The 26,733-nt window shown below is 54.4% G+C and carries 23 protein-coding genes and 3 pseudogenes; 14 read left to right on the forward strand and 12 right to left on the reverse strand.

Annotation, left to right across the window (positions count from 1 at the left end; translation table 11 throughout):
- Positions 1-73: 73 nt before the first annotated feature.
- Together ACR0JA_RS22360 and ACR0JA_RS22365 are read right to left on the reverse strand one after the other, a co-directional pair.
- Complete coding sequence (locus ACR0JA_RS22360) at positions 74-1,099, reverse strand: ABC transporter substrate-binding protein (RefSeq protein WP_480579810.1); 1,026 nt, start codon at positions 1,097-1,099, stop codon at positions 74-76.
- Between the two features lie 699 nt (positions 1,100-1,798).
- Positions 1,799-2,203: a PaaI family thioesterase gene (locus ACR0JA_RS22365; RefSeq protein ID WP_480579812.1), complete on the reverse strand. Its 405-nt coding sequence runs from the start codon at positions 2,201-2,203 to the stop codon at positions 1,799-1,801.
- Here ACR0JA_RS22365 and ACR0JA_RS22370 point away from each other — a divergent pair.
- The 3 genes from ACR0JA_RS22370 to ACR0JA_RS22380 all read left to right on the forward strand — a co-directional run bounded on the left by ACR0JA_RS22370 (position 2,198) and on the right by ACR0JA_RS22380 (position 4,965).
- A complete protein-coding gene (locus ACR0JA_RS22370; RefSeq protein ID WP_480579856.1) occupies positions 2,198-2,701 on the forward strand; it encodes an antibiotic biosynthesis monooxygenase in 504 nt (167 codons plus the stop codon). The two genes, ACR0JA_RS22365 and ACR0JA_RS22370, sit on opposite strands and share 6 nt — an antisense overlap.
- A 92-nt stretch (positions 2,702-2,793) precedes the next feature.
- On the forward strand, positions 2,794-3,345 hold the full coding sequence (locus ACR0JA_RS22375) for a gluconate 2-dehydrogenase subunit 3 family protein (RefSeq protein WP_480579814.1): 552 nt from the start codon (positions 2,794-2,796) through the stop codon (positions 3,343-3,345).
- Between the two features lie 42 nt (positions 3,346-3,387).
- Entirely contained in the window at positions 3,388-4,965 is a 1,578-nt protein-coding gene (locus ACR0JA_RS22380; protein WP_480579816.1) for a GMC oxidoreductase, read from the forward strand.
- Here the strand turns inward: ACR0JA_RS22380 and ACR0JA_RS22385 are convergent.
- Positions 4,962-5,684 carry a glutathione S-transferase N-terminal domain-containing protein gene (locus ACR0JA_RS22385; RefSeq protein ID WP_480579818.1) on the reverse strand — a complete coding sequence of 241 codons (723 nt, stop codon included), beginning with the start codon at positions 5,682-5,684 and terminating at the stop codon, positions 4,962-4,964. The genes ACR0JA_RS22380 and ACR0JA_RS22385 overlap by 4 nt on opposite strands.
- A gap of 1,063 nt (positions 5,685-6,747) precedes the next feature.
- On the reverse strand, positions 6,748-7,665 hold the full coding sequence (locus tag ACR0JA_RS22390) for a LysR family transcriptional regulator (RefSeq protein WP_480579820.1): 918 nt from the start codon (positions 7,663-7,665) through the stop codon (positions 6,748-6,750).
- A gap of 109 nt (positions 7,666-7,774) precedes the next feature.
- Here ACR0JA_RS22390 and ACR0JA_RS22395 point away from each other — a divergent pair, with 109 nt between their 5' ends.
- The 4 genes from ACR0JA_RS22395 (at position 7,775) to ACR0JA_RS22410 (ending at position 11,860) form a co-directional block, all read left to right on the forward strand.
- The gene (locus ACR0JA_RS22395; protein ID WP_480579822.1) at positions 7,775-8,734 is read left to right on the forward strand and encodes a Bug family tripartite tricarboxylate transporter substrate binding protein; all 960 of its coding nucleotides are present in this window, start codon (positions 7,775-7,777) and stop codon (positions 8,732-8,734) included.
- 69 nt (positions 8,735-8,803) lie between these two features.
- Positions 8,804-9,271, forward strand: a complete 468-nt coding sequence (locus tag ACR0JA_RS22400; RefSeq protein WP_480579824.1) for a tripartite tricarboxylate transporter TctB family protein — start codon at positions 8,804-8,806, stop codon at positions 9,269-9,271.
- A gap of 5 nt (positions 9,272-9,276) precedes the next feature.
- Positions 9,277-10,791 (forward strand): tripartite tricarboxylate transporter permease, encoded by a 1,515-nt coding sequence (locus tag ACR0JA_RS22405; protein ID WP_480579826.1) that lies wholly within the window; start codon positions 9,277-9,279, stop codon positions 10,789-10,791.
- Positions 10,784-11,860 (forward strand): lyase family protein, encoded by a 1,077-nt coding sequence (locus tag ACR0JA_RS22410; protein ID WP_480579828.1) that lies wholly within the window; start codon positions 10,784-10,786, stop codon positions 11,858-11,860. Before ACR0JA_RS22405 ends, ACR0JA_RS22410 begins: the two co-directional genes overlap by 8 nt.
- Positions 11,861-12,011: 151 nt before the next feature.
- On the opposite strand, the pseudogene ACR0JA_RS22415 reads toward ACR0JA_RS22410, so the two are convergent.
- Positions 12,012-13,138, reverse strand: a pseudogene (locus ACR0JA_RS22415) (IS3 family transposase).
- A 169-nt stretch (positions 13,139-13,307) separates the two neighbouring features.
- On the opposite strand from ACR0JA_RS22415, the gene ACR0JA_RS22420 reads away from it, so the two are divergent.
- Positions 13,308-15,188 carry an adenylate/guanylate cyclase domain-containing protein gene (locus ACR0JA_RS22420; protein WP_480579830.1) on the forward strand — a complete coding sequence of 627 codons (1,881 nt, stop codon included), beginning with the start codon at positions 13,308-13,310 and terminating at the stop codon, positions 15,186-15,188.
- Between the two features lie 493 nt (positions 15,189-15,681).
- Complete coding sequence (locus ACR0JA_RS22425; protein ID WP_480579832.1) at positions 15,682-16,077, forward strand: nuclear transport factor 2 family protein; 396 nt, start codon at positions 15,682-15,684, stop codon at positions 16,075-16,077.
- 88 nt (positions 16,078-16,165) lie between these two features.
- Here ACR0JA_RS22425 and ACR0JA_RS22430 read toward each other — a convergent pair whose 3' ends face one another.
- Positions 16,166-17,095 carry a LysR family transcriptional regulator gene (locus tag ACR0JA_RS22430; RefSeq protein ID WP_480579834.1) on the reverse strand — a complete coding sequence of 310 codons (930 nt, stop codon included), beginning with the start codon at positions 17,093-17,095 and terminating at the stop codon, positions 16,166-16,168.
- A gap of 93 nt (positions 17,096-17,188) precedes the next feature.
- Here ACR0JA_RS22430 and ACR0JA_RS22435 point away from each other — a divergent pair, with 93 nt between their 5' ends.
- The 4 genes from ACR0JA_RS22435 (at position 17,189) to ACR0JA_RS22450 (ending at position 19,538) form a co-directional block, all read left to right on the forward strand.
- Positions 17,189-17,509 (forward strand): NAD(P)-binding domain-containing protein, encoded by a 321-nt coding sequence (locus ACR0JA_RS22435; protein WP_480579836.1) that lies wholly within the window; start codon positions 17,189-17,191, stop codon positions 17,507-17,509.
- A 12-nt stretch (positions 17,510-17,521) separates the two neighbouring features.
- On the forward strand, positions 17,522-17,713 hold the full coding sequence (locus tag ACR0JA_RS22440; protein WP_480579838.1) for a hypothetical protein: 192 nt from the start codon (positions 17,522-17,524) through the stop codon (positions 17,711-17,713).
- Positions 17,714-17,719: 6 nt separating this feature from the next.
- Positions 17,720-18,049, forward strand: a complete 330-nt coding sequence (locus tag ACR0JA_RS22445) for a hypothetical protein (RefSeq protein ID WP_480579840.1) — start codon at positions 17,720-17,722, stop codon at positions 18,047-18,049.
- Between the two features lie 592 nt (positions 18,050-18,641).
- Positions 18,642-19,538, forward strand: a complete 897-nt coding sequence (locus ACR0JA_RS22450) for a helix-turn-helix domain-containing protein (protein WP_480579842.1) — start codon at positions 18,642-18,644, stop codon at positions 19,536-19,538.
- A 173-nt stretch (positions 19,539-19,711) separates the two neighbouring features.
- On the opposite strand, the pseudogene ACR0JA_RS22455 reads toward ACR0JA_RS22450, so the two are convergent.
- The 5 genes and pseudogenes from ACR0JA_RS22455 to ACR0JA_RS22475 all read right to left on the reverse strand — a co-directional run.
- Positions 19,712-20,068, reverse strand: a pseudogene (locus tag ACR0JA_RS22455) (GNAT family N-acetyltransferase); the annotation flags it as partial.
- A 90-nt stretch (positions 20,069-20,158) separates the two neighbouring features.
- Positions 20,159-21,853, reverse strand: a complete 1,695-nt coding sequence (locus ACR0JA_RS22460; RefSeq protein WP_480579844.1) for an adenylate/guanylate cyclase domain-containing protein — start codon at positions 21,851-21,853, stop codon at positions 20,159-20,161.
- Entirely contained in the window at positions 21,850-22,329 is a 480-nt protein-coding gene (locus tag ACR0JA_RS22465) for a GFA family protein (RefSeq protein ID WP_480579846.1), read from the reverse strand. Before ACR0JA_RS22465 ends, ACR0JA_RS22460 begins: the two co-directional genes overlap by 4 nt.
- Positions 22,330-22,636: 307 nt before the next feature.
- On the reverse strand, positions 22,637-23,782 hold the full coding sequence (locus ACR0JA_RS22470) for a M24 family metallopeptidase (protein ID WP_480579848.1): 1,146 nt from the start codon (positions 23,780-23,782) through the stop codon (positions 22,637-22,639).
- Between the two features lie 229 nt (positions 23,783-24,011).
- On the reverse strand, positions 24,012-24,929 hold the full coding sequence (locus ACR0JA_RS22475) for a homocysteine S-methyltransferase family protein (RefSeq protein ID WP_480579850.1): 918 nt from the start codon (positions 24,927-24,929) through the stop codon (positions 24,012-24,014).
- Positions 24,930-25,268: 339 nt separating this feature from the next.
- Here ACR0JA_RS22475 and ACR0JA_RS22480 point away from each other — a divergent pair, with 339 nt between their 5' ends.
- A complete protein-coding gene (locus ACR0JA_RS22480) occupies positions 25,269-25,601 on the forward strand; it encodes a GFA family protein (protein WP_480579858.1) in 333 nt (110 codons plus the stop codon).
- 355 nt (positions 25,602-25,956) lie between these two features.
- Here the strand turns inward: ACR0JA_RS22480 and ACR0JA_RS22485 are convergent.
- Positions 25,957-26,292: pseudogene (locus tag ACR0JA_RS22485) on the reverse strand (methyltransferase domain-containing protein); the annotation flags it as partial.
- Positions 26,293-26,733: the final 441 nt, after the last annotated feature.

Consider the following 26,733-nt stretch of genomic DNA (forward strand, 5'->3'; position numbering starts at 1 on the left):
CGTAGCCGACCCACCCGACAATGATCCAGAAGATCAATACCGGGTGGGTCCTGGTTTTCGCAGTGTTAGTCACTTACTGCGGCAGCACCGAAACGTCTTCGTCCCACTTTTGCAGCAGACGCTTGCGCTCATCAGAGGAGCCGTACTTTTTGAAGTCATAGTCGATCAGCTTGATCTGGCTCATATCCGGGGCGCTTTCAGATGTTTGCGCACCCTTGTTGGATGGGACCTGGAAGGCATTGACTTCAAGCGCGAGGTTCTGCGCTTCGGCACTCAGCGCCCAGTCGTAGAACTTCTTGGCTTCTTCTTCGTTGCGAGCGCCTTCAATGATCGACATCGAACCGATCTCGTAACCAGTGCCTTCGCAGGGGGCTACGACCTTTACAGGGAAGCCTGACACCGCTTGCTTGACCGCGTCATGCATGAAGACAATGCCGATCGTGTTCTCGCCACGACCCGCGGCCTTGATGGGTGCTGAACCGGATTTCGTGTACTGATTTATGTTGGCGTGAAGGCCTTTCATGAACTCAAACCCCTCGTCCTCGCCAAAGATCTGCACCATCGACGCCAGCGTCGTGTAGGCAGTTCCGGACGAATTCGGGTTCGCCATCTGAACGTGCCCTTTATATTCCGGCTTGAGCAGGTCCTTCCAGCAGGCGGGTTCAGGCAGGTTGTTGGCTGCCAGGAGGTCAGAGTTGTAGCCATAGCCCAACGCACCCGAATAGATACCGATGGTCTTGTTGCCAGCACTTTCAGCCTGTGAAATTGCCCAGTCATGCAACTGGTCACGCATGGGCGAGACATATTCCATAGTTAAACCTTCTTCGGCCGCTTGAAGGTGCGGGTCACCCGTGCCGCCCCACCAGACATCTCCTTTTGGGTTTGAGCTTTCCGCACGGATTTGCGCAAAGGTCTCGCCAGAGGATTTGCGAGTCATGTTCACGTCAATGCCGGTGGCGTCCTCGAAGCTGCGCGCCATCAGCTGGCACCAGTCTTCCTGCGCCGAACAGTAGAATGTCAGCTTGTCGGCTTGCGCAGCACCCATGGAAGCGGCGAATGCGATCAGTGAGCCAGCAAGTGTGTTTGTAAGTTCTTTCAAAATCTTTCCTCCCATAATTATCCAGCTGCCAGCTTTGAGCCGGGAACCGTCATGTCACCTGTGAGGGCGGCCACGCTTAAGTGTGGCATCTTCTGATTTCACCAGTCTCGGTACGGCTTTTCCTCTTTGTGACTATGTAAGTCTGACCACTCTAACGCTTGTTTCGCAAGGATTTTTGCAGAGCGACAAAATCAGTGCGATCCAAACGGAGCACCTTTGCAAACATTATTCAAAGGAAGATCGCAAGCTCATCCATAGCCTTCGAATGCGCGGAGCTTGATACTTGCGCCAATTGGCGAATGTGTTCTGGGCAATCAGATTGTCTAGCGGTAATACAGATTTTGCAGCGAATGTTGAAAGCTAGCTTCCGATTCTGACCCCACTTGTGACGTGTGGGTTCACGCAGTGAATGCGCTCTCATCGCCCTGCATGACTGAGGAAACTTACCCTGCGAACGTCAACAATGGGCTCTTCTGAACCTTGGTGCGGCTGCAGCAGAGCCCCCCTGCCCCGCAAATAATTGACCACGCGGACGGCCCAATGCGGTCACTCAGTGAGGTGCATAGTTGCTGCGCGCGCAGCCCGCTTTGCTGCCTTTCACTGCACGTGCGAATTATGAAAGCGCCGAACTCACAGATCACGGGCAAATCCTGATTATGGCTTCTGATTGCAAGCTCAGCCAGCTATGAACCTGGTGGTTTAACCGTTCCAATCCAGAGTGAGTTGCGTTTGGGTCACAATCGCCGCAGTACGACTATCGGGCCGGGCAATCGTGGTCTGCCAAATCATTGTTTTTCGACCGCGGTGCAGGGGAATACAGGTCAAAGTGATCTGGTCGCCAATCCGCACCGATCGGATGAAGTTCGTCTTACTCTCCAGGGTTGTTGTACTGGCGTCTTTGTCAAGGTTCACTGCTGCTGCTACTCCTCCTATGGAGTCTGCTGCCCCCATGATCGCACCACCATGCATCACCCCGTTTCGGTTGCCCATGTCTTCTCGGACCAGCAGTTTCGCCACCACTTCCTCCATTGAAACGGACACCAGTTCGAGGCCCAGAGATTGGGAGTACGGTGGTAACCAGTGCTGAATGTTCTTGTTATGCATGTACGATTTTACTCATGGACGAATACATCTGTGTTCCTTGGTGTCCGAACTCGGGTACCCACCACCATTTTACCTGCGGGTGGAATACACTTAGTCTTGTGGTGTATTCAAATTCGAATTGTAGGAGAAACTATTGTGTCCGTCCCGCAGATTGTAACAGTCGTTGGCTATATGACGATTCTAGAATCACATGCAGCGGCATTCAGAGAAAATTGTTCCAAAATCATTGAACTGCGTAGGCAAGAACCCGGCCATTTGGCGTCAGCCTACAGTTTCGGTGCCGGTGGAAAAGTTGTATCCCGCGAAGACTATGACAACGCCGATGCAGTGATCCGTCATATGGAATTGGGCAATCATATCTTTGAGTCCACGCAACAGCTGGTCGAGATCACCGGGGTCGAGTTACATGGCCCTCAGGCTGAGCTTGAAAAGCTGGGCGATCTGTTCAAAGGAATGTCTCCCGCAATCTTTGACACCGAGTTTGGATTCCGTCGGTAGTCAGGCGTATATGACGGTTTGACCGGAAACTGATAAGGTGGGCACAGCCCGGTGATCAGAGTTTCTGTTTGCGATAGGTGGAGACAGATCGAATGATGGGAAGACGACGCTTTTTGACTCGTGTGATCCCGACGACGTTCTGGGCAAACATCGTAATGCGCAGCCTTTCCAGAAACGCGGAGGCAAAGACCGTCGAAAACGACAGCTACAAGATACTCACAACAACCGAAGCTGAGACCCTGGCTGCATGGTGTGCGTCCATCGTTTCTGGCGCAGACAAGGCCGGGGTCGCCAGGTTTGTCGACGAAAACCTCGCAGGAGATCAGGCCGCGTCCCTGTTACTTCTCAGATACCTCGATGCCAGCGACATGGCAGGATTTTACCGCAAAGGGATTTTGGGCATTGAAATAGAATGCCTGCACCGGTTTGGCTTGTCCTTTGCACGGTCAACGGTTGGTCAGCGGATGAAACTGATTGAGGCGGCAATTGCGTCGGAAACGCAGGTCTGGACCGATCCAGATCCGATTTTCTTTTACTTCATTTCACGCAGCGACGCGGTGGATGTTGTTTATGGCACGCAGGCGGGATTTGCGAATTTGAATATTCCCTATCTTGCGCATATTCCGCCACCCCGGCCTTGGTAGCAACTCTGCTAACCCAGGAGAAACCCGAAACACAGAGGACCAATGACCAAAATCTTACACGATAAGGTCGAAGTCGTGATCATCGGCTCTGGCATCGCCGGCAGCACGATGGCGGCCGAGCTAGGTGAGGCGGGGTTCAATGTTCTAGTTCTGGAGGCCGGGCCGGAGCGCCAGCTTTCGGATATGATCAGCTCGCAGATCTGGTCTCGACGTCTCAGATGGGCAGGGCCGGAGGTCCGGGAAACAGGCGATCTGGTGGGGGCCGCAAACTTTGCCATGGGTTGGGGGACCGGTGGTGCGGGCCTGCATTGGTATGCGAACTGGTATCGGCTGCATCCTGACGATTTTCGAGTCAGGTCTTTGTTCGGGCGTAGTCTGGACTGGCCCATCGGATATGATGACATGCGGCCATGGTATGACCACGCGCAGTCTTATTTTGGCGTTTCTGGCGATGAAGATACTAATGCGCCGCCCGGCGAGCCCTATCCCATGCCTGCCATTTCAATCTCCAAACAGTCACAGGCCATCAAGCCCGGGTTTGAAGCCGAAGGGCTGAAACTCACGACAAACACATTGGCAGTAAACTCCGTTCCCTATGATGGCCGGTCAGGATGCTTACTTGACGGCTGGTGCGACGCGGGCTGCCCAATCGGGGCATTGGCCAACCCACTGGTACTACAATGGCCGCGGGCCAGAAAAGCTGGGGTCGAACTTCGCCACAACGCCTATGTAGCGCGGGTTGAAACAGACCCTTCGGGGTCTAAGGCAACCGAGGTTGTGTATCTTGATGAACAGGGCCGAGAAAACCTGCAACCCGCAGGCATTATCATCTCGGCGTGTCACACGATCTGGAATGCACGGCTGCTGCTGTTGTCGTCCAGCGACAAACATCCCGATGGGCTGGGCAATGGCAGCGGGGCATTGGGGCGCTATTTCACGTCCCATGCCCTCACGACCATCCACGGGCTTTTCTCGCAGGAAACGGAACCGCATTCGGGTGTGTCCGGTGCAAATACGCTCTGCCTGGATGGCTATGAGGACAAGCAACCGGCAAAGGGTTCCTTTGGCAGCCGCGCCTGGCTTGTCGGGCAGGCTGCAAAACCCAACGATCTGTTGGGAACTGCTCTGGCCAAACCCGAATTGTACGGCGAGGCTCTGGACGCATATTTGCGTCAAGCCAGTTTGCACTATGGTAATATGACAGTGTTGTGCGAGGAAGATAGTATTGCGGAAAACCGTGTCACGCTCGATGGATCAAAAAAAGATCGATATGGGTTACCGCAAGCCCATGTGCAAAACTCTCTTCCACAGGCAAATGCCTCCAGATCAGAGCTGGCCAGGGCTGAGGGTCTTCGTATCTTCAATGCGGCGGGGGCTACTGATGCCTGGGCGGGCCCGCGAAATCCTATGCACATGATGGGCGGAACAATCATGGGCGACGATGCATCGGCATCGGTGACGAATTCATATGGGCAGGTGCATGAAATCGACAATCTGTTTGTCGCCGGCGCAAGCCTGTTTCCAACGCCCGGCGCCATCAACCCGACGGCTACGCTGGCTGCGTTGGTGTTTCGCACGGCAGATTATATTCGCACTCACCGATCGGAGTTACTGCATTAAAGAGCGCTGCGCGGCGGTTGTGCCCGCCCCATTCCATCGAATGCGTCGAGCAGCTCTTCGAACCAGCGGTGCAGAGCGTTCTCTGGCGGCCAGAATGCCGTCAGACTGACAACCCGGGTCCACTGGAATGTACCGAACAGTATATAGTCCGAATAATCTGGCATTACGCCGCCCAGGAACGGGATTTCGGCGAGCGTTGCCTCAAGCGGGCTCAGTGCTTGTTTGATCGCGTGACGTGAGAATTCAGGGTCAGCTCCGATCTCTTTGACGGTCTGGCCGAATTTGCGCAGGGTTCGTTCCCGATAGTAATCCTTGTCGCAATTCGCCGTCAGGGGAAATTGCTCCGCTATGACAGCGCGAAAGATCAGAGGGTGCAGCGTGTTGTCTGCCCAGTGATTGACGAATAGCGACTTTGCCTTGTCGGATGGGCTGGCAAAAAGTGGATGGCCCGGATAGGTGTCATCCAAATAAGACGCAATGCACCAACTGTCCCGGACCCACTGATTACCATCCACCAGAACCGGCGCCGTCACACCCCCGGATCTTGCGATCCGTTGCTTTTCGGTTATGTGCCATGGCTCTGATTCAAAACTCAGTTGTTTATGTGCCAGCGCTATGCGACTGCGCCAGCAGTACGGGCTCAAATGGGCTTTTGGATTTTCACCAACAACTTCAAAGAGCCTGCGCGTGTTCTCGTGCGAAATCATGTCAGGGCCCATTCTGTTTCACGGCAGTCTAGCACATTACCAGGAACGACTGAGGCCGCTTTTGCGTTATGTTAGCGCAAGGGAGTTCTGGTCAATGGCTTTCCGCAACCGCACGTGAGTAGCCGCCACGCCATCACAAACGGCCCAAAGTGGATCTCCGAAACGCTAACACAATGCTGCGATGCGGCCAGGCAGAGCCGCTATTCGCTGCGAACGCAGCGTTTGAGAAATGTCAAATGCCGCCGCCGTCGCCACTGGTTGCAAATAGAACAATACGTTGGTTTATTCCCAACGCTTGCGAGCTGGTTATCCGGCGGAATTTGACCAATACATGTATGGGGTGTTGAATTAAGACCACTCCTCTGGTAACTAGCCAACCGGACACCCTGATACAGGAGAGTTCAGAAATGCTGAATTGTCAGACCTCAATGCTTCGCGCGGCAGGCGCAGTAGCCCGTTAAAGCGGTCTGACAGATTTCCAATCTGAAGGCCGCCTCGTGAGCGGCCTTTTTTGTGTTTTTCTCATGTGGCGGCTTTCCATCATTTCATGGAGAGAACAATGCCAAGCTTATCACTTTACAATCCAATCAACCGGTCGCGTGGCCACTTACTGCGGCTAACGGCTACCTTCGCCCGGCGATCAAGCGTGGAACGGCCTGTTTTGCGCAGAAGAACCGAGTTGCCAGCTCACCTGAGAAAGGACGTCGGCCTTCCACCGGAGGTTGAGCACCCGCCTCCTTCACACCATCGGTTCCCTTTTTGAGGAACCGACCCAGCAAGGGCAAGAAGCTGCCCTTGCTCTTAACAATCGTTCCGTGTCCAGAGTGATGCGTTAAAAAGAAAGAATAGCGCACCACTTGAAGATGCGTTGAGCATCGCCGAGCAAATCGACATATAAACCATGTTGGCGGGCGGCACTTGCCGTTCGCCAATCCAGACCAGACCTACGGTCGCAACGCGGCAGTGGTTCAGTTCGAGCCCGATGCTGCATTGTCCACCAATGACAGCTTCCTGGATGCTGGGCTCTCTGAAAGTCGAATTTCCAAGTGAATGCTCAGTGGGACTAGTTAAATTGCTAACTAACTACCTCCATCGACTGGCTCGATGCCGCGAGTGTTGCAACATGAGATTTTAGAACGTCAACGAACTGGTCGCGCGCTTCGTTTGGTTCTGAATGCAGTGGAAAGAGAAGCCCAAACGACATCCAACGTTCAGGTGTGATTGGGACCGTCTGAACGCGGGTCTTATCTACATCCGCCGCAACAAGTTCATCTGCTATTGTGACACCACCGCCATCTGCTACGAGAGCACATGCCAGCGAAGAAGATGCGACTTCACAAGTCTGTTTTGGTAGTATCCCTGCGGATCGAAACATATCATCCAATTGATCGCGCAATAGCAATCCGTGCATGAGGCGGACAACGGGAACGTCAGCCAGATTGTCAATGGAAACTTCCTTCAGATCGGCAAGCGGATGATGAATTGGTACGACGGCTTGTGCTTTCACGCGCAACAGCAGCTCGGTTTGGATGTCGGGGTGTTCGACGGGAAGCGCACCAATGCCTACGTCATATTCCCGACCCGCCAGCCATTTCCCAGCTTCTCTGCGAGCGCGCACATCGAGGCTGACATTGGTATCAGGGTTTGCCCTAACAAATTGACCGACAGCAGGGGAAGCCAGAGCGCGAGCGATGCGCGGCATTGCGACGATCCGAAGGTTCTGGGTGCGGCCTGCACGAATCTCAGCGGCGATGCCAGGGATCTCATCCAGGTTATCGAGGATGCGGCCCGCTTCGCGATAGAAGGCCAGCCCCTCGGGCGTTGGGGTTAGGTTCCGACCGCTGCGATCAAAGAGATCAAGCCGCAATTCTCCCTCAAGACCGGAAATCAACCGGCTGACCGCTGGTTGCGAAAGGTGCAGTATATTTGCTGCTGCTGCGAGTGATCCCTCAGACAGCGTTGCTCTGAATGCACGAAGCGCTTTGATGTTCATGTTCGCCACCGTCACTTACAAAATTTGCAAGTAAACTAAACATATTTGCATTTTTCGCAATCTCCGTGATCTGTTAGGTGAGAAAAGGAGAGAAATTTGGGAGGACTCTATGAAACGCAGAACACTCATTTCTGCCGCACTGGCAGGCATCGCTCTTGTGGCATCAGCCACAGCCAGCTTTGCGGCTGACTGGCCCAAACGCCCGATCAACCTGGTTGTACCCTACAAGGCAGGCGGCGGCACTGATGCCTATGCCCGCGCTATCTCAGCGGCAGCCGAAGGCATTTTGGATGTGCCGGTTGTTGTCGTGAACAAACCCGGCTCGGGTGGCTTGAATGGAGCCAATTCTGTCGTTGGCGCACGGCCTGATGGCTACACGATGATGATGACCTCTGGTGGCTCATTCTTGCTGTCCACCATGACCCGCGACACAGACATTGATGCACTGGACAGCTTTGAGTTCGTTGCGCAGGTCGGCCAATTGCGAACCTCGCTGATGGTCCCGAAAGACAGCCCGTTCCAGTCTGTTCAGGACGTGATCGACGCGGCCAAGGCCGATCCTGGCTCACTTCGTTGGGCGCATTCAGGCCGCGGTGGTTTCCACCATGTTGGCGGTCTGGGCTTTCTGGCCAATAACGGTATCGAAGCGCAGGATGTGCCATTCAAAGGTGGCGGGCCAACCCGCGCTGCTCTGATCGGGGAACAAGCCGACTTCGGCTTCCTGGGCGTACAACAGCTTGCCGGGTTCGAAGATCAACTGCGCGCTCTGGCCGTCAACAGTCAAGAACGCGATGGTATCATGAAAGATGTGCCTGCTTTTGGAGAGTTGGGCATTCCATTTGCCGCAGTCTCCTCGCCGGTGATCGTGTTTGCTCCGAAGGGCACGCCTGCCGAGGTTGTCACAGCGATGGAAACCGCGCTGGAACAGATTGCGGCCAAGCCTGAGTTCGCCGAGCTGCTGGCATCTCGTGGGACCGGCCCTGTCTATCAGAGCGGCGCGGACGCCAAAGCAACGCTGAGCTCTATGAAAGAGGACGCCACTCCTTTGGTTGATAGCTTGACCAACTAAGTCCTCATGGCCGGGGGATCGATGATCTCCCGGCTTCTTTCTGTCCACGCATTATTCAGGGAGGATGACATGCGCGCTTATGCCGAAGGTCTTGTGCTGGCCATCGTTTCACTTGTGGCCATCTGGGGCGCGTGGCAGGTGCCCGCTGCATCGCCCGGCGACACTTGGGCCGGGATCGTGCCCTTTGCTGCCTCCGTAGCTCTTCTGGGCTTGTCGGGCCTCTTGTTGCTGGGTGCATCCCGTCAGACCGGAGATGTCACTACAGCAAGCGGAGACAGCGGTGCCACTATGCAGATCATCGCGCTGTTCATCATTGCGCTGATCTACCAACAGTCATTCCGCTGGTTTGGCTACTTGATGCCCACGGCCATAGTGGCTCCCATCGTGCTTTATTTGTTCGGTGTGCGGAGCTGGATTGGTCTTGCGGTTTCCGTGGTCATCTGCCCGTTGGTGTTCCACCTCATCTTTTTTGTGCTGCTTGGTGTCTTCCCGCCCTATGGCGAAGTGTTTGACCTGCTCAACTGGATACAGGGGTAAGTCTCATGGAAATTTTTCCCGCCCTTCTTTCGGTCATCACCGACCCAATGCTGCTCTTTGCCATCGTCCTTGCCGCTGCCGTGGGCATGATCGTGGGCGCAACGCCCGGTCTGACAGCCTCGGCTGCAATCGCAATGCTGTTGCCCATCACCTTCTATATGTCGCCGCTCTTTGCGCTGGCCTTTCTTTATGTGATCGGAAAATCCGGGCGCTATGGCGGCTCTATTGCGGCGATCCTGTTCAATACGCCTGGCACTGCCGCGAGCGCCGCGACGCAGATTGACGGCTATCCACTGGCCCGCGCTGGTAAAGCGGGCAAAGCAATGAAGGTTGCCACGATCTCCTCCGTGATCGGCGATCTCATGGGCGACATTCTGTTGGTTGTTGGCGTGGGGTTCATCGCCGCAATTGCGCTGAAACTGGGACCACCAGAGACCTTTGCCATCTACTTTGCCGCCTTTGTGGTGATCGGCTCGGTAATCGGAAAATCCATTGTCAAAGGTCTTGCCTCTGCGCTCCTGGGTATTTTGGTGGCAATGGTAGGACTCGATCCGATTTCCAGCGAAGAGCGCTACACGTTCGGCTCGTTCGACTTATCCAATGGCATCGGCCTGGTGCCGTTGATGATTGGCGTTTTTGTCTTGGGCGAAGTCTTTGCGCAGCTTGAAGAACGCCGCAAAGCAACTGGCGAGACCAAGGAAAACGAAAGCTCAGCTGACGGCAATGACCTGACATGGGAGGAATACAAACCTTGCCTGCCCCATGCCGTGCGGGGTGGGTTCATCGGGGCTGGCATTGGTGTTTTACCGGGTCTGGGATCTGCGATTGCCGCATTCATCTCCTATGGGGAAGGCAAGCGCCGCGCGAAAAACCCTGAACAATGGGGCAAGGGCGCATTGGAAGGCGTTGCAGCACCCGAAGCCGCCAACAACGCGGTATCCGGTCCTTCCATGGCTCCGCTGCTGACATTGGGTATTCCAGGCTCGACGATTGGGGCGATCCTGTTGGGCGTATTCCTGATCCACGGCATACAGGTTGGCCCGACGTTGTTCCTGACAGACAAGGAACTGGTCTACAAGCTCTTTGCTTGCGGGATGCTCGGCATCCTCGCTTATGGCCTGATCGGCTATTTTGGTGCCACGCAAGTCGCCCGACTGATCCTGAAAATCCCCACCAATGTGCTCTATCCGCTGATCTTCATGACGGCCTTTGTGGCGGCCTATTCGGCACGTGGTTCCATGTTCGATGTGACGGTGATGACCTGTGCTGGTTTCGTCGGCTGGCTGATGCGCAAATATGACTTCAACATTGCGGCCTTCGTGATCTCCTTCGTTCTGGCAAAAGGCGCAGAAGAGACGTTCCGGCAATCCTTGCTGATGTCCGAAGCCGGTGCACTGATCTTCGTCGAACGCCCCATAGCGCTTGCCTTCCTGATCCTTGGTGCCGGGGCGATTGCCTTCCGCATTCGCGGCATCATGAAAGAACGTAAACTGGCGCAGGGAGGGTTGGGTGATGCTTGAATGGCAGCTCATGCAAGGCAGCTTCTCCAGCACAGAAATGCGCCGTATCTGGTCGGAATCTTCCACAATCTCCGCATGGATCAAAGTCGAACAAACCCTGGCGCGCGTGCAAAGTAATGTGGGTCTCCTGCCGAGTGAAGTCGTCGTTGCGCTGGACGGGTTTTGCATTGGAAAGCTAGATCAGGAGCGCTTGCGAGAGGACATGGGGCTTGTCGGACGACCCATTGTAGGGCTGGTCGGGCAACTGCGCGAACATGTCGGTAAGGATCTCGCCAAGTTCGTCCATTTCAAAAGCACGACACAAGACATCATGGATACTGCGCTTGCGATGCAAATGAAGCTCGGTCTGGCGACCGTGTTGAGTGACCTCGATCAGCTCGTTTCCTCCCTGACGGGTCTGATCGAGGCGCACCTCAACACGCGAATGATGGGGCGCACCAACGGGCAACACGCGATCCCGATGCTGCTCCGGACCAAGTTTGAAGTATGGCGCACGGAGCTTCTACGTCGCCGCGAGGTGATCACCGAAGCTGAAAGGCGCGGGACGCTGGTTCAGATCGGCGGGCCGTTAGGGGATTTGTCAATTTATGATGATGAAAAGGGGGCAGAGATAAAGGCGCGAATGGCAGAGGCGCTTGGTCTGGGCGTTGCGGAACCTCATTGGCAAAACGCGCGTGACGGCGTGGCCGATATTGTCACCGCCCTCGGTGCGCTGTGTGCGACGATCTGCAAAATAGCCCACAATATCAACCTGCTTTCATCCAGTGATATTGGTGAGGTTCGCGAATGCCATGAAAACGGCAAGGGTGCGTCGTCCTCGATGCATCATAAGCGCAACCAGCGGGCCAGTGAATTTGCCGAAGCCGTTGCAAGGCTTGGGCGGCAACGGTCGGAGCAAATCGGGGAACTTACCTTGCACCAACATGAGCGCTCTGGCGGCGTTTGGGTAGGCGAGTGGGTCGTGGTACCCGAAGTGTTCATGCTGACCTCCGGTGCGTTTTCATGGGCAAAGCGGATGCTTTCTGAATTGAGAATTGACGAAGACCGGATGAAACAGAATCTGATCTGAGAAGTGTGAAGAAACGATAGCCGTCATTCGCGTGTTGCGGCGAACGGCAACGCTGTCCACTCCTCTGGTTGGCCCGATTTGACTGGTCCGGGTTGATTGTTAGTGCATGATTGGTCCTGATCAGCCCCACTTGAGTGGTCCAATTTGAAAGTTAGTGCATGACCGGTCTCTGGTCCATCTGGACGATGGTTTCAGGAGCCGGAGGGCGATATCCCAGAGCACTATGGGGTCGTTTGGTGTTGTAGTGTTTCCTCCATTCTTCGATCAGGATTTAGGCTTCTCGCAGGCTATAGAAGGTTTCACCGTTCAGGAACTCGTCACGGAGCCTGGCATTGAAGCTTTCGCAATATCCGTTCTCCCAAGGCGACCCTGGTTCGATGTAAGCCGTCTTTGCACCGACGGCTTTGATCCAATCCTGCACGGCTTGTGCGACGAACTCCGGGCCATTGTCAGACCGAATGAACGACGGGATGCCGCGCAGGATGAACAGGTCGCTCAAGGCATCGATGACGTTGCCCGAGTTCAGCTTCCTGTCGACGCGGATCGCCAAGCATTCTCGGCTGTACTCATCGATGATGTTGAGCGTGCGGAACGCCTTTCCGTCATCAGTGCGGCAATGCACGAAGTCATATGACCAAACGTGTTTCCCGTGTTCAGGCCGCAACCGAACGCACGATCCGTCATTGAGCCAGAGCCGCCCTTTCTTGGGTTGTTTCATAGGCACTTTCAGCCCCTCTCGCCGCCACAGCCTTTCGATCCGTTTGTCATTCACATGCCAACCAGCATCTCTCAGCAGCGCCGCGATCCAACGATAGCCGTATCGGCCAAATTGTCGGGTCAGTTCGATCATGTCGGCCACCAATCGTTCTTCATCAGCACGACCAACCGGTACCTTGCGCTGTGTGGATCGGTGTTGCCTCAGAACGCGGCAAGCACGACGTTCTGAGATATTCAGCTCACTCCGGACACGATCAATGCAGGCACGGCGACGAGCGGGGCTTAGAAGTTTCCCTTTGCTGCTTCCGCCAAGATAAGCTTGTCCAGCGTCAGATCAGAAACAGCCTTGCGCAGCCGCTCGTTCTCTTTCTGCAGACGCTTCAGTTCCTTCAATTGGTCCGTGCCCATTCCACCGTACTTCTTTTTCCAGCGGTAGAACGTTTGTTCAGTCACCCCAATCTGCCGGATCGCATCAAGACGCGGCATACCTTGCCCCGTCAGAACCTCAACCTGCCGTAACTTCGTGACAATCTCTTCCGGCTTCGGTCGCTTGTTTGCCATCGGTTTCCTCCATTTTCCTAAACATAGCGGAGGACCACTTCAGTGAGGGAGGCTCACCAGCAGTGGCTCTGACAAAGGTTGCTTTAGGGGCACGTATCAACGGTCATAAAGTTTCTGGATTAGTTGTAGCTTTCTGCCTAGCCTGTCTTCAACCTTTGGAGGTAGGAAATTGGAACGCCGCCTCGCCGCGATACTTGCCGCCGACGTTGTTGGCTACAGCCGTCTCATCCGCAATAATGAAGCCGGTACTCTGGAGATCGTCAAAACGCATCGCGAACGTCTATTCGAGCCAATTGTATCGGCGCGTAGCGGACGCATTGTGAAGTTGATGGGTGACGGGTTGCTGATCGAATTCGCAAGCGCCGTCGAGGCCGTTCGATGTGCAGTCGAAATGCAGCATTATGTCGGGATCGAGAACATAGGCCTACCGGACGACGCTCAGGTTCGATACCGGATAGGGCTCAATGTCGGCGACATCGTGGTTGATCAGGACGACATTCAAGGCGACGGCGTCAACATCGCCGCTCGACTGGAAAGCTTGGCCGAACCGTGCGGCATCTGCATGTCGTTCAACGTCTTCGATCAGGTTAAGGACAAACTTGACCTCACCATTGAAGATACGGGGATGCATCAGGTCAAGAACATGGCAGACCCACTGCACGTGTTCAGGCTGGCGCTTGATGAAAAGGCCACGACTTTAGTATCACCCATCGTGAGGACTGCAGAAAAGCCTTCACAACGTCGGTTGGTAGTTGCCATCGGCGTCGGGCTCGCCCTGTTCTTGGGCGTCATGGCATGGTGGCAGCCTTGGAGCCCGGATGCGATATCTTCCGTCAACGGCGACCAGTATTTGCCTGTGTCTGGCAAGCCGTCCATCGCGGTTATGGCTTTCGACAATCTCAACAACGATCCGAGCCAGGATTACCTGAGCGATGGCCTGAGTGAGAGCATCCTGACGGCGCTGTCCCGGTTCTCCGACTTTTTTGTCATCGCGCGCAATTCGACCTTTTCATACAAGGACAAGCCCGCAGAGGTGCAGCAGATCGCGCAGGAACTTGGCGTGAGATACATCGTCGAAGGCAGTGTTCAGATCGCAGGGGAACGCTTGCGCGCAAACGCACAACTAGTCGATGCCACTACAGGCAAGCATCTCTGGGCCGATCAATATGACCGCGATCTGCAAGACATATTTGACGTTCAAGATGAGATTACCCGTACCGTCGCTTCGACTTTGAGTACCAGTATCGATCTCGCGGAGTATGACCGGTTAAAGCACCAGCCCACTGACAGCCTCGGGGCCTATGAACTCTCCAGACGCGCTGAAAAACACTCGCTTAGATTCAGCAAGATGGACAATATTCAAGCCCAGCGACTGAGTGAGCAAGCAATTGCGCTAGATCCAAACTTCGCGGGCGCATATGCCGAACTTGCCTGGGCTCATTCCTTTGGTTACCGCTTTGGCTGGAGCGAAGACCTTTCACGCGAAGAATCGCTCGATCTTGCCTTTGAAATGGCCAGAAAGGCAATTGATCTGGAACCACTCGATTTCGCCGGCTACGCCGTTCTGGCTTATGTGACGATGTATAGCGGCGATCTCGACCGGGCGTTGACGCTGTATGACAAGGCTATCTCTCTAAATCCGAACTCTGCAGGAACCCTCGTGAACTCAACTGACCCGCTGGTCTATAGCGGACGCGCCGATGAAGCCGTTGAACGGATGCTTTCGGCCATTCGCATCAACCCGCATCATCCCGATTGGTATCTGTGGAATCTGGGATGGGCACAGTATTTTGCGGAGGATTACGCAGGCGCACTTGCTTCGATCGAAAAGATGAACGAGGTCCCCGATCGCCTAAGGCGCACACTTGCGCCGATACTCTTGCGGTTGGGGCGAGAAGAGGAAGCGAAAACGATGATCGACCAATTTTTGGAAGACAACCCTAGCTACAGCATCGAAGAGGCAAGGAATGCGCCGTTCGAGAGTGACGATTACCTCAACCGATGGCTGGATGACTTACGCAGACTAGGGGTCCCGGAAACCAAGATTTGAATGGCTGAATTGGAATGACTGTCGCGACAAAGGCTGCGCAAGGCAGGCTGTGACAGTACTACAGACTACTTTAACTCAGAGCATCCGGCATTCCGCTTGCCGCAATCGACGCAGATGTCCACAATCGGGAATACGTCTGAACTTTGCAAGTGTTACTATGCACGTGTTTCCGCCATTCATGCCTCTCGCAGCACCTGTCATTATGGCTTCCTTGCTGACGTCGGAGCGATCGCGTCATATTTTCGATGGCCCCACCTTGCTTAGGTGTGGACGGCCCACAGCCGGCATTAGATTTCTCTCAGAGTCCACCCATCGACCTTCCGAGAACTGCCGTTCGTTCAAAACGCAGTAATTTCAATGAGCGGATGGCCGTGAGACGAACAAACCTGCCATCGTTGAGAAGCGCTGTTAAGCAAACTTGATTGCTTTCAGAGACCCGACTAACGTTTCTGCAACCATGTATTTTCGCGATTTTTAGGACATGTAGATATAGATGACACCTGATGTACAAACCGCCCGTCGCATAGCTCAAGATCATTGCGCTGCTTGGACAAACCGGGCACCTGACGATGTCGCAGGAAGATATGCTGAACATACAATCATGATAATGAACGGTGGCGACCCAATGGAGAGCCGGACGGAGATTGGCGACATGGCGGCGGGATTTATGGCTGACTTCCCTGACCTCGTTCTTAACCTCGACACGGTTCTCGTCGCCGATCACCACATGGTCTATGCGTGGACTTTCGAAGGCCATCATAAAGAGACTGGTAACCATGTTCGTTTCTCGGGCTGGGAAGAATGGGACTTAGACGACAACCTGAACGTCACCAAATCGCTCGGTTGGTATGATGGTGTGGATTATGAACGCCAAGTTGCGGGAACATGACCATATCCGGCGCCAATTCGCGCACTGTACGCACAGTCATATACGGCAAGTCAGACCTAATTTGACTCTAGTCGGTGCTCTTTTCTGCCTACAGCAAGTGAGAGGGCGTCCATCGGAAAAGGCTTTTCTCGTATTCGGTAATTGATTTCGAGAGCCACTGCATGAACAGATTTGCCGCTGGTCGAACCGGGCCCGGCAAAGTGACAAGGTAGTAGCCGATCTGAGGTATCGGATCGTCGAACAGCGCCACGAGTTGTCCCGACTTCAACTCGTCAGAAACAAAAGCCGGTACCGTCGCCCCGATACCATCACCGCGACGGATGCCATCCAGCAGCATATTGCCCGGTACGCGGACAACTCTCCGGTCGGCGTCGGTCGGAACTCCGACCTTTTCTAACCACAGGTCAAACTCGACTGACGCTTGTTCCTGAAGAAGCGTGAAATCAAGCAATTCTGTAGGATTCGTGAGCACCCGGTTTCCGACTAGTTCGCGGGACGCGACGACCGTCAGACAGCCTGGCAGCAGCATCTGCGAGACAAGCCCTTGCCAGTGACCCGTTCCGTATCGGATGGCCATATCGATTCCGCCCGGCTTGAGGTCGACAGCCTGGATCGTTGAATCGATCCTCAATTCGATATTGGGAAATTCGTCAATAAACGTCGACAGACGCGGCATGAGGAACGCGCTTGAAAACATCGGAGTTGCGCTGACTACCAACGGCCGAACCGATTCTGCATTCGACACGCTCTCAGTCACGGAGGCCATTTGCGCGAAGGCTTCAAGCAGGCCAGCCGACAGGAAATCGCCTTGCGATGTCAGAGAAATACCGTGCCGGGTACGGGTGATAAGCCGGGTGCCGATACGCTGTTCGAGCACTCGGATCTGTTGGCTGACTGCGGAATGCGTCACGTTCAGTGCCTCTGCCGCCCGGGTCAGATTTCGAAACTCGGCAGCGGCGGCGAAGGCTCTGAGAGATGTCAAAGAGGGAAGCGTGCGCCAATCCATAAGTAAGATCATCTAACAATATAGGTAAATTTACAACTATGTGAACCCCCGAAGCCGGCGCATGCTGGTGCAGTAATTCATCGGCGACCACCGGAGGCAAACATCATGAAAATTGCTGTTTTGGGACTGGGCAATATGGGCTCAGCACTGGCGCATTGCTTGCTCAAGGCAGGCCACGAAGTCAGCGTTTGGAACCGCACATCGGAAAAGGCAGAGGTTTTTGCTGGGGCTGGAGCCACGATCTGCTCTTCACCGAATGATGCTATTGCGGCGTCTGATTTTGTCATCATCTGTATCAAGAGCCACAGGGAAACTGTTGAACTGGTCAACGGGCTGAGCGTCTCGCTAAAGGGTAAGACCATCTGTGACATGAGCACGGGCGATACCTTGGATGCCGATAAACTGGTCGCCATCCTTGAGGGATAGGGGGCTGGCTACATGCTGGGCATGATCAATGCCTACCCTTCCGGCATTGGTGGTGACGAAACCACAATCCTTACGGTGGGCAGTGCCGGAACCTGGGACCGCTATGGCAGTATCATCAGAGAATTGGGTAGAAAGTCCGCCAATGTTGGAGAGAAACCAACGGCACTTGCCGCGCTCTTTGCCGGCCTCTTCACGGTTCGATAGGGGTTCATGTTCGGAATGATCTATGGTGCACTTGTTTGCCAAAAAGCGGGCATCCCGATGCAGGTTTATGCCGACCAACTCCCTACCACGATCAAACTGGTCAATGACTACCATGATCTCTTTGCCAGAACTGTTCCGTTTGAGGATTACGACAGTGCGGAAGCCTCCCTGAAGGTTTACGCGATGGCGCAAGAGGATGCGTTGAAGACCTATCTCTCACTTAATGCACCCGCTGATTTCATCCAGTTGATGCATGACCGCACCAAAACGGCTTGGGACGATGGCTACGGCGACAGACAGCTGACCTCACTGGTCCGGCATATGACGGATGCCTGATGCAAAAAGGCTCCGGCCCTTTCCGGCCCTTGGTTCCTTCATCGCGATGCCGCGTTGCGGCCCGTCATTCAGGATGGGGTTGATGGCTCCTGCTCCACCGGCGTCGCAATGCGCTATAATGCAGTTGTCTATCACTGCTATGCAGGAGACATCCATACAAGACATTCGTCGCCGGCGCAAAGCCAAGGACTCGTCGAACTCATAGATTGTGCAATTGAGTTTGAGATCGCGACTGGTTCAGTACCGATTTGAACGGTTGAACGAAAACCATCGGACGGGCCTGTCTGCAGGACCAGGTTCACCGCTGCGACGATCGGGATGGCCTTCGTCGAAACGCGGTTCGGGTTTACGAATATCTTTTCTTGGCCAGAACCAGGGAAACAGAAGTTCTGTTGCACCTGGAATCGAGGAGATACGTCGAGACATTGGCAGGGTTCCATTTTTTAAAGATATGGATCGACCCTGCTCAACTCATCACTAACCAACCACTGACATGATCCGGACTACCCGTAAGTCATCCGTAAGTCCCTTGGCACAATAGACTTCAACAGGCATGCTAAATCGCGAAGTCCTCTAACATTTGTGGGTCTGTATGCCAGTTCAAACTTCTCTGTTTGCTAAAAAGCTGCGACGCTGGCGTTTCGACAACGGCACCCACGGTCGCATCACACAAGAGGCATTGGCAGCGTTGTTAGATGTAAGTGTAGATGCAATCGGCAAATATGAACGCTCGCTGTCGTTCATTCGAGGCGACTTGGAGAACAGATTGTCGGAAAGGCTGGGGTGGAGCATTGACGAGATACTAGCTTGTCGGCTGGATTGGGAGGCGCGAAAGGAAAAATTTGTCGATACAAAGTACCAATTGCTGGACGATGCGCTGGTGGACAGGCATTATAACGGGTCTTACCGGGAGGCTATCTGCCACATGATCTCAACCGCGGACACGGAATTGGGTCGATTACCCGATGAGTTGGCCGCTGATAAGAGAGTTTTCCTGCCGATCTATCAAATCTACGGCGATCATTGGCAAATGGTTATCAGGGATGGTCGGATGGTCGCAAAATGGGCTCTGTTATTGCTTTTCCCTGAAGATGAAGCCGAATTTCGCGCATGTAGGCTGCGTGAATCAAATCTATCCGTCGAGCGCGTACGACAACCTATCCTGCCGGGTACTTACTTCGGCTATTGCCCAGCCTTAATTGTTAGCCGCGGTCACGAAAGTGCAGTGCCTTTGTTGTTGTCGTCCTTTGTAACATACCTAGAGCAATTGGCTCGTCGCGATATTGTTTTGCATGGACTGGGCTCAATTAGCTGTTCGCCTGGCGGGGCTCAGGTGTGTCAGGACCTAGGAATGACCCGTCTTGGCGACTACCGACTTGGACCGGATTATGGAGTATGGGAATTACCTGGTTCGGCGGTGTCTGCTTCGCTTTTCGGCCGGCGCAGTCCAATGCTGCGCCAAGCCTACACCCAAGCTTTTCCAAGTTAAATGCGGATCAGAGCCTCAAATACATCGTCAAACATCATGTAGTGGCCAGATTTCATATTTTTTTCATAGGTCAATCTGGCGTGCGTATCGCTCAGACAATTCCTCAAAAAGGAATGCTCACCACGCTAGTTAGGGCGAAGAAAACAAAAGGTCTTGCAGGTGTCATCCCGAGCCTAGCCCATTACCGGGAGCTTCAACGGGAGAACGTCGAGTATTAACTCATGCGCGACGCCGGAGGACCTGCCACGCTCCTGGAAGCCACAGGATCGCAGCAAATGGTGAGACGCTTCGTTTGGCGCATCAACTGCGGCAACCAGTTTGAAAAGACCCAGAGTTTCACGAGCATGCTCAATCACAGCGGACAAAGCCAATCGCGCCAGTCCTTGTCCCCAGAAGCTTGGATCGACTGCAATAGTTGGTTCAATTCCACCCGCCATCCCCGGAGTGTCGACAAGCGGGCCGGACACCGGCATCAGGCCAACGATACCTACGATAACTTTCGCCTCCGTTTCGATCATCCATAGGCCTAAACCTTCCGGATCATGTGCACTTCACGTGCAGTTGGAAATCGATCATCGCATCCAGCAAAAAAAGCACATAGCACTTACTCGGTTGAGCAGCTATTCGGGCAGCCCCACCAAACGAAGCCCATCCAGGATTGCGTCCCAACGTGTGGGGTCCTGAAAATGGAACCTGCGCACGCCGCTAATCCGGAAGTTAGGATCGGACGCCAATAGGGCATCCCGCGCCCGTTCTCCTTGATCAGGTAGACCAGCCTGACCAGCCGCGCTGGCAAGATACAATTGTGCGACCGGTAGTCCCGGCGAATTCTGCAGCGCTCGGTTGGCGTTGGCGATGGCATTCTCGAAGTCGCCCATAACCAGATAAGTCTGGGCCAACGCTTGTGGAACGCGGTGATAAATCCGGTTCTTGGCCAGAGAAAACGAGCCCTTTTTGATGGAGTTCAGCGCTAACTCTGGTTGGCCCATCAGGTTCTGAATCCAGCCCAGTACCATATGTCCCTGGGCAAACTGCGGACTGATTTCGAACCCACGTTCGACACACCGCACCGCCGCATCCAAATCGCCGGTAATACCGTAGTGAAAAATCCCCCGGATCAGGTGCAGGTAGTCGCTTTGATCATTCAACGATACAGCCTTGCTCAACCCAGCGTCGGCGGCTTCGATATCCTCCGGGCTTATCGGACGGTAGCCCCAAACCAATTCGCCAATCAACGTGTTCGCCTTCATCCCAACGGCCATGAAATTGCGGGGCTGGACCGTCAGGATCCTATCCAACAGACGGCCCGCCGCCTCCCATTCTTCGGGCTGCGATCCCATCATGTAATGCGCCGCAAGGTTCAGCATTGCCTCGGGGTCGTTTGTCTCCGTTTCCGCTGCGCGCTCAGCAATTCGCTGCAGAATTCCGTATCGGATCGTTGTCGCGATTTCACCTGACAACAGATCTTCTGCCACGAAAGGATCGGAAAGATCACCGTTCATCCGCTGGGTCAGGTAGGTTGCCGATGTACTCGACTCACGCAGCTTGAGTGTCGCGCGGACCTGGTTCCCAGAGGCCTGAAACACCGCCGTAGCGATATGGTCCGGGTCCGCGTCGAAAGCGATCAGATCCAATCCCGTCAGATTGGCAAGCGCCGCCTCAACGGTGTGATTGCAGGCCTCTGCCAGCATCTTAGCATCGTCATTGGTGCCGAGGGCTTCGAACGCAGCGAGGGCTATCGTTGGTTTTTTGGACGTAACCCCGATGGACGGTGTGGTGGCACTGTTCAGTGCACCACCTTGGTCGGGAGGCCAGACAAAGGCGCGGATCGGGCGCGAGATGTTTTTCAGTGTCAACTCACCGACATCAGCGAACAGCTCGTCCATTACGCCAACGATCTGGTCACGGACGGCCCCGGAGATGCAGATCCCGCCCGTTGGGGCAGCGCCTTCTAAACGAGCCGCGAGATTCACACCGTCGCCATAGATATCACCGTCGTCAACAACCACATCGCCTATGTGAAGGCCCATGCGGTAACTGATCTGCTGATCTTGAGGCACGGATTCTTCGTCTGCGCGAACCGCTTCTTGCGCCGCTATCGCGAACCGTACCGCTTCCACAACGCTTGAAAATTCGGCCAGAAATCCGTCGCCCGTTGACTTGATGATCTTACCACCTGCCTGCGCAACACCGGGATCAAACACGGACACGCGCAGTTCTTTCTGACGGGCCAGCGTCGCTTCCTCGGCGGCTTCCACAAGCCGCGAGAAGCCGACAATGTCAGCCGCCAAGATCGAAGTGAGTTTGCGTTTCACCCTTCGGCTCGTGTGTTCAAGGAAATCCAACCGGTTTTAGCCGGTTCAGCCACAGCAACCCCATCCCCACCGAATGATGTCGGGACCGTCTGCCATTTCGGCAGGCCATCGGCCATGTCGAAAACACGCTCTCCGTAGAACATGTGAAAGGTCGGCTCAAAGCTCAAACCGGATTCGGCCAGCGACATTGCGTAGACCGCGACGATTTCCTTTCCGGGTTTGATATTCACCAATGCACCCCCGCATTTGCCGCAGGAAACTCGATGGCTTTCATCATTCTTGTCCGATTGAACCGTCGGTCCTGACAACGAGACATTGTCAGCCGACCAGAGACACCAGGCATTGACCGGCGCCGAATGCCATTTTCTGCAAGAGTGGCAATGACAATATGCCATGACCATCGGCTCACCGACAGTAGAAACACTACATGCGCCGCAATAGCAGATTCCTTGGTAGGTTTCAGAATCATCACTCATTTTCCATCTACCCCCAATCGAACAATGGCTGTTAACGCAAGTTTTCCGCCACGCCTTCTTCTCCAATGCACTGCCAGTTATACATTCCAATTGCCGGGTCCCAAAGTGGCTTATTTACCTCTGAATCTGCGCTATCGAAGGTGCCGGAGGTGCTTCCAACTTCGCGCACCTTATCGCGTTGCGGATGCCTAAAGATGCAACGCAATCGCGAGCTCGTGGAGCAAAACTTACAAAATCCTAAGACCCGGCTCGCCATTTCAGGCGCTCGCCACGCCAATGCATTCAAAAGACTGCGTTGGTCAGAAGGTCAAAGGATAACGGCATCCAAGGACTTTGGATGTTCCGTTATTGCCTCCCAACCATCTTCGGTGATTATGAAACTGTCGCCAACCTGCGCACGAAATGTATCGACTGACACTGAACCATCAACAGCGAAAACCATCCCTGGCTGCAACACTGTCGTGTCGCCGGTGACGAGCTGTGGTTTCTCCAAAAAGCTATAGCCGGTCGCGCGACCACACCGGAACGGGTATTCAAAACCCGCCCCCTGGATAACCTCGGCATAGGCGGTATGCACACTTTCGGCGGTCACACCTGGGCGCAGCTCTGCCAGTGCGGCGGCCTGACTTGCCACGGCAACCTCATAGATATTCTCTTGTTGTTTGTCCGCCACCTCACCAATCCAAAAGGTGCGGTCAAAACCCAGTTTGAAGCGGTGAAAATTGGTCATGCCGCAAAAGCACAAAAACACCGGCTCGCCTCGTTTCATGATCCGGGTTGAGGCGCGATGATGGGTTTTGGTGATGGTGTCGCCCGACGCCATTATTTGCAGAAAATGAGTGTTGGGCGACATGTCCGCGTCATCGTAATGCGCCACTAAAAGCTCGGCGGCCTTTCGTGTTCCGGCCTGGGATGTGGCAAGCGCAACTTCGAACTCCGGCACTCCATCTGCTATGGCGTCGCGCCCGGCGTCCATCATAGCGCTTGCCACCTGCCCGGCATGCCGCGCCAATTGGAGTTCCTGGGCGGATTTTATCATTCGCATATCAGCCAATATCGGTGTGGCGCTGACCAGGTTTTCCACCGGGACCAACGTTTCCAGATATGTCCGCACAGCAGGCGGCATGTGATCAGGCTCGATCCCGACGCGCTTTGCCATTTTGACCGCTTTAGGCAGTTCCGATCTCCACTCTTCGCCCATACCGTCATTCCAGGCCGCGATACGATCAACATGAGCCGCCGAACGTGCCGCGTTCAGGTCTATTGTCGGCGTGATCAGCAGGCTTTCGCCTGATCGGTGCACAATCAGGATGGTTGGACGCCCGAACTCCATATGCAGGTAGTCATAATAGCCCGTCAGATAATAAACGTTGTCGTCATCGGTGATGAGAGCAACGTCGATTCCGGCTTCTTTCATGTGAGTGCGAAAGCTTGTCATCCTCCCAGCAAACATCGTCAGTCTCCATCCTGAAGGTGTCAGTTGAGCTTCTCAAATTGAGTTGCGTGATCGAGACGGTAGAACACGTTTGGTCCACGGTCTATAAAAGCAAAGTCAAGCACCTGTCATGACGCTTCGCCAGCATTTCATCGGAATTACTTCTCGGATCACTGTTTTTCCCGTTAAAGCCTATCATCAAGCTTCAACCATACGGTGATACGCCGCCGTAAATAAAACAGCAGCGCTATCCGCGATCTACCTCCAAAGCCATTTCCCTTAGGTGTCGCATATCCGTACCGCAGCAACCGCCAAACACCCGGATCGACGGGTTTTCCCGCATGACATCCGCAATTTCTTTGCCGAGCTGCACGGGATCTCCTTCATCCAAGGTACCGGCCTCATCCAGTTCTGCGTGCGAACAACTTGATGCATTGGCAACAACACCTTTGAGCCTTGGATGCGCGTTGAGCGCGTCGGCAAAGTGCGTCGGGTGTGCGCAGTTGACCATGTAGAACTGAGCCGCGCCGTCAGTTTCTGCTTCGATCTGATCTATGGCATCAACAAGCTTAGTGCCGTCAGCCAAACAGCCATCGGTTTCGACGACCAATGACAAAATGATGGGTAAACCAATATCTCTTGCAGCCAGAACACAGCCAGCAGCCTCGCTTAGGCGGTTGAACGTGTACGCGGTCACCAGATCAACACTGGTTTCTTTCAGAACAGCAAGTTGCGCACCGTGGTAACTACGCGCCTGTTCAACTGTCATGGACGGGATGTCAGCGTAAGGATCGTATCTTGGACCAACGCAGGCGGAAACCAAAACGTCATCCCGACCAGAAGTCTTGCGCACCTCCTCCATCAGTGCGACACCATCCTTGTTTACCTCACGAAGACGTTCAGCATCGTAGCCCAAAGGTGCAGCACGGTCGGTATTGGCCATCCATGTCGGTGCGTCGAGAATGCACCCAACACCCATATCGTCGGCCAATTGCACGAGCGCTTGCATTTGTCCGGCCAGAACAGCCCGGGTGTCAGGCTTCTCCAGCAAGGGAAACGACGCAAAACCCGGAAGCTCGATACCGTGATTAAAGATCAGGTCCGTACCTGTACCTGCATAAACCAAAAATTTCTTGTCACCCTCGCCTGGAAGTCTCCGCGCCATTTTGCACCCCTCGAACACCGGCATTACTCCGCATCCACAATAACAATGATCAGATCTTCTGCAAAACTGAGGCGTTTACTTGTCCGTTCGGACGCTTTCTGCATTTGCTGTATCGGCTAGGCATATCTAGGCGCGAACCGCCAGAGATTCTGAACAAGCGTGGCTGTACCGTTCTAACCGATAGCCGGTCCTCGTTACCTCGCAGCGGCAGGTTCAAGCTGACACAAAGGACCGGCCGTTCTATCCTTTCTAGGTGGAGGAGAAGACATGAGTGATAAGATCGAAGGCGGCTGCAAATGTGGGCTGGTGCGATATTCTGGAATTCGCTCTGACCTTCCGATGTTTCGATGTCACTGCCGAGATTGCCAGCAGCTCACCGGCTCGGGACATTCAGAGATGGTGCCACTTGTGGCCAAATCTGTTTCGATTGGTGATGCGCTCAAAACATTTGAAATGGCAGGAAGATCAGGGCTGTCGACCTTTAGCGGGTTTTGTCCGAACTGTGGCTCACCGCTGATCCGTAGAAGTGAACGGATGAGTGACTGCATCTACGTCCATGCGGCATCAATGGACGACCCCTCCAAGTATCATCCTGCGAAATCGATCTACAGCGAAGCAGCTCAGGCTTGGGACGAAGCAGTGATAACAACTGAAGGGGCAGGCACAAAGTAACCTCGAATGTCTTTGTTTGCTTCCGCCAGAACGCGCGTTGCCAAATCCGCACGTATTGCATCACGCCGTTCTTTCGGCTGGCGCTTGAGGAGCGATGCCGCACGCACTGAACCCCCATCAAAATATCAAATAGCATTTTAGGATCTGAAAGGCACAATTCGCTTGCAACATCGATAAGCTGCACATTGTGGAAACCTGCATCTTCGACCATTGGTTTGGCAATTCCGCTGTCGACGAGCATGTGCGCATCCGGGCCCGCAGGCAGAGAGATGGATGGGTCGGCCAGGCGTTCAACAGCATCGAACAGCCAGCCAAACGCACCATCTGATCCTTTGCCACGCCAAATCGAGAAGGCAACTCTACCGCCGGGTTTCAGCACTCTGTTTACTTCTCTCAGACCGCGTTCGGGGTCTGGAAAATGTGGGACGCCAAACCCGATTGTGACCGCATCAAAGGTGTGATCTGGAAACTCCATTGCCATTGCATCACCCTGAACGAACCGCGCCGTTGGAACAGCTGATTGGGCAAGCTCAATCATCGGTTCAGAGAAATCCAAGCCCGTTACATCCGAGCCGCGGGCCACAAGCTCTGCTGCCACGACACCGCGTCCGGTGCACAGATCAAGAGCTTTACAATTCGGCCCAGCAGCGACTCCGTCTGCAAGCTTTCTGGCAACCAGGCGCGTCGCCATTTCAAAGCCGTCGGCATACCCTTTAGCAATAGACGTATCCGCCCATCCTTGGCGTTCTATTATCTCAAAGTCTGCTGTATCAGTCACTTCAACCCCCCAAAGCTCCAAAATGTGACAAGAATACACTCAAGCAAGGTTCGGGCCAGATATGTTTTTCAAGCCTTGTCAGGATCGATCCGGATATTCGCCATGCTATTGTGAGCGCCTGATCTTTACCAAAGGACGAAAATTGAAAGCGGTTGTGATCAGTAGCGGATGGATTCATTCTCAATAGTGGGTTTGCAGTTTCTGGAGTGACCCGATGGACATAGTTCGATTTTCCGAACGCCTCATGGGTATGAAAGACGAGGGGTGCTGTCAGACGAATTCGAACCAGTCTCAGTGTGCCGCGGGAACCGCGAACCTATCCGGAACAAAGTTGACGCCACTCGGCGAGAGCGG

Source organism: Ruegeria sp. AM4, assembly GCF_056540665.1.

What these genes read in the sequence shown, in the direction of transcription:
- ACR0JA_RS22370 (WP_480579856.1), top strand. Translation starts at nt 2,198, where the DNA reads ATGCATGTACGATTTTACTCATGGACGAATACATCTGTGTTCCTTGGT.
- ACR0JA_RS22365 (WP_480579812.1), bottom strand. Translation starts at nt 2,203, where the DNA reads ATGCATAACAAGAACATTCAGCACTGGTTACCACCGTACTCCCAATCT.
- ACR0JA_RS22375 (WP_480579814.1), top strand. Translation starts at nt 2,794, where the DNA reads ATGATGGGAAGACGACGCTTTTTGACTCGTGTGATCCCGACGACGTTC.
- ACR0JA_RS22380 (WP_480579816.1), top strand. Translation starts at nt 3,388, where the DNA reads ATGACCAAAATCTTACACGATAAGGTCGAAGTCGTGATCATCGGCTCT.
- ACR0JA_RS22385 (WP_480579818.1), bottom strand. Translation starts at nt 5,684, where the DNA reads ATGGGCCCTGACATGATTTCGCACGAGAACACGCGCAGGCTCTTTGAA.
- ACR0JA_RS22390 (WP_480579820.1), bottom strand. Translation starts at nt 7,665, where the DNA reads ATGAACATCAAAGCGCTTCGTGCATTCAGAGCAACGCTGTCTGAGGGA.
- ACR0JA_RS22395 (WP_480579822.1), top strand. Translation starts at nt 7,775, where the DNA reads ATGAAACGCAGAACACTCATTTCTGCCGCACTGGCAGGCATCGCTCTT.
- ACR0JA_RS22400 (WP_480579824.1), top strand. Translation starts at nt 8,804, where the DNA reads ATGCGCGCTTATGCCGAAGGTCTTGTGCTGGCCATCGTTTCACTTGTG.
- ACR0JA_RS22405 (WP_480579826.1), top strand. Translation starts at nt 9,277, where the DNA reads ATGGAAATTTTTCCCGCCCTTCTTTCGGTCATCACCGACCCAATGCTG.
- ACR0JA_RS22410 (WP_480579828.1), top strand. Translation starts at nt 10,784, where the DNA reads ATGCTTGAATGGCAGCTCATGCAAGGCAGCTTCTCCAGCACAGAAATG.
- ACR0JA_RS22425 (WP_480579832.1), top strand. Translation starts at nt 15,682, where the DNA reads ATGACACCTGATGTACAAACCGCCCGTCGCATAGCTCAAGATCATTGC.
- ACR0JA_RS22430 (WP_480579834.1), bottom strand. Translation starts at nt 17,095, where the DNA reads ATGATCTTACTTATGGATTGGCGCACGCTTCCCTCTTTGACATCTCTC.
- ACR0JA_RS22435 (WP_480579836.1), top strand. Translation starts at nt 17,189, where the DNA reads ATGAAAATTGCTGTTTTGGGACTGGGCAATATGGGCTCAGCACTGGCG.
- ACR0JA_RS22440 (WP_480579838.1), top strand. Translation starts at nt 17,522, where the DNA reads ATGCTGGGCATGATCAATGCCTACCCTTCCGGCATTGGTGGTGACGAA.
- ACR0JA_RS22445 (WP_480579840.1), top strand. Translation starts at nt 17,720, where the DNA reads ATGTTCGGAATGATCTATGGTGCACTTGTTTGCCAAAAAGCGGGCATC.
- ACR0JA_RS22450 (WP_480579842.1), top strand. Translation starts at nt 18,642, where the DNA reads ATGCCAGTTCAAACTTCTCTGTTTGCTAAAAAGCTGCGACGCTGGCGT.
- ACR0JA_RS22465 (WP_480579846.1), bottom strand. Translation starts at nt 22,329, where the DNA reads ATGAGTGATGATTCTGAAACCTACCAAGGAATCTGCTATTGCGGCGCA.
- ACR0JA_RS22470 (WP_480579848.1), bottom strand. Translation starts at nt 23,782, where the DNA reads ATGTTTGCTGGGAGGATGACAAGCTTTCGCACTCACATGAAAGAAGCC.
- ACR0JA_RS22475 (WP_480579850.1), bottom strand. Translation starts at nt 24,929, where the DNA reads ATGGCGCGGAGACTTCCAGGCGAGGGTGACAAGAAATTTTTGGTTTAT.
- ACR0JA_RS22480 (WP_480579858.1), top strand. Translation starts at nt 25,269, where the DNA reads ATGTTTCGATGTCACTGCCGAGATTGCCAGCAGCTCACCGGCTCGGGA.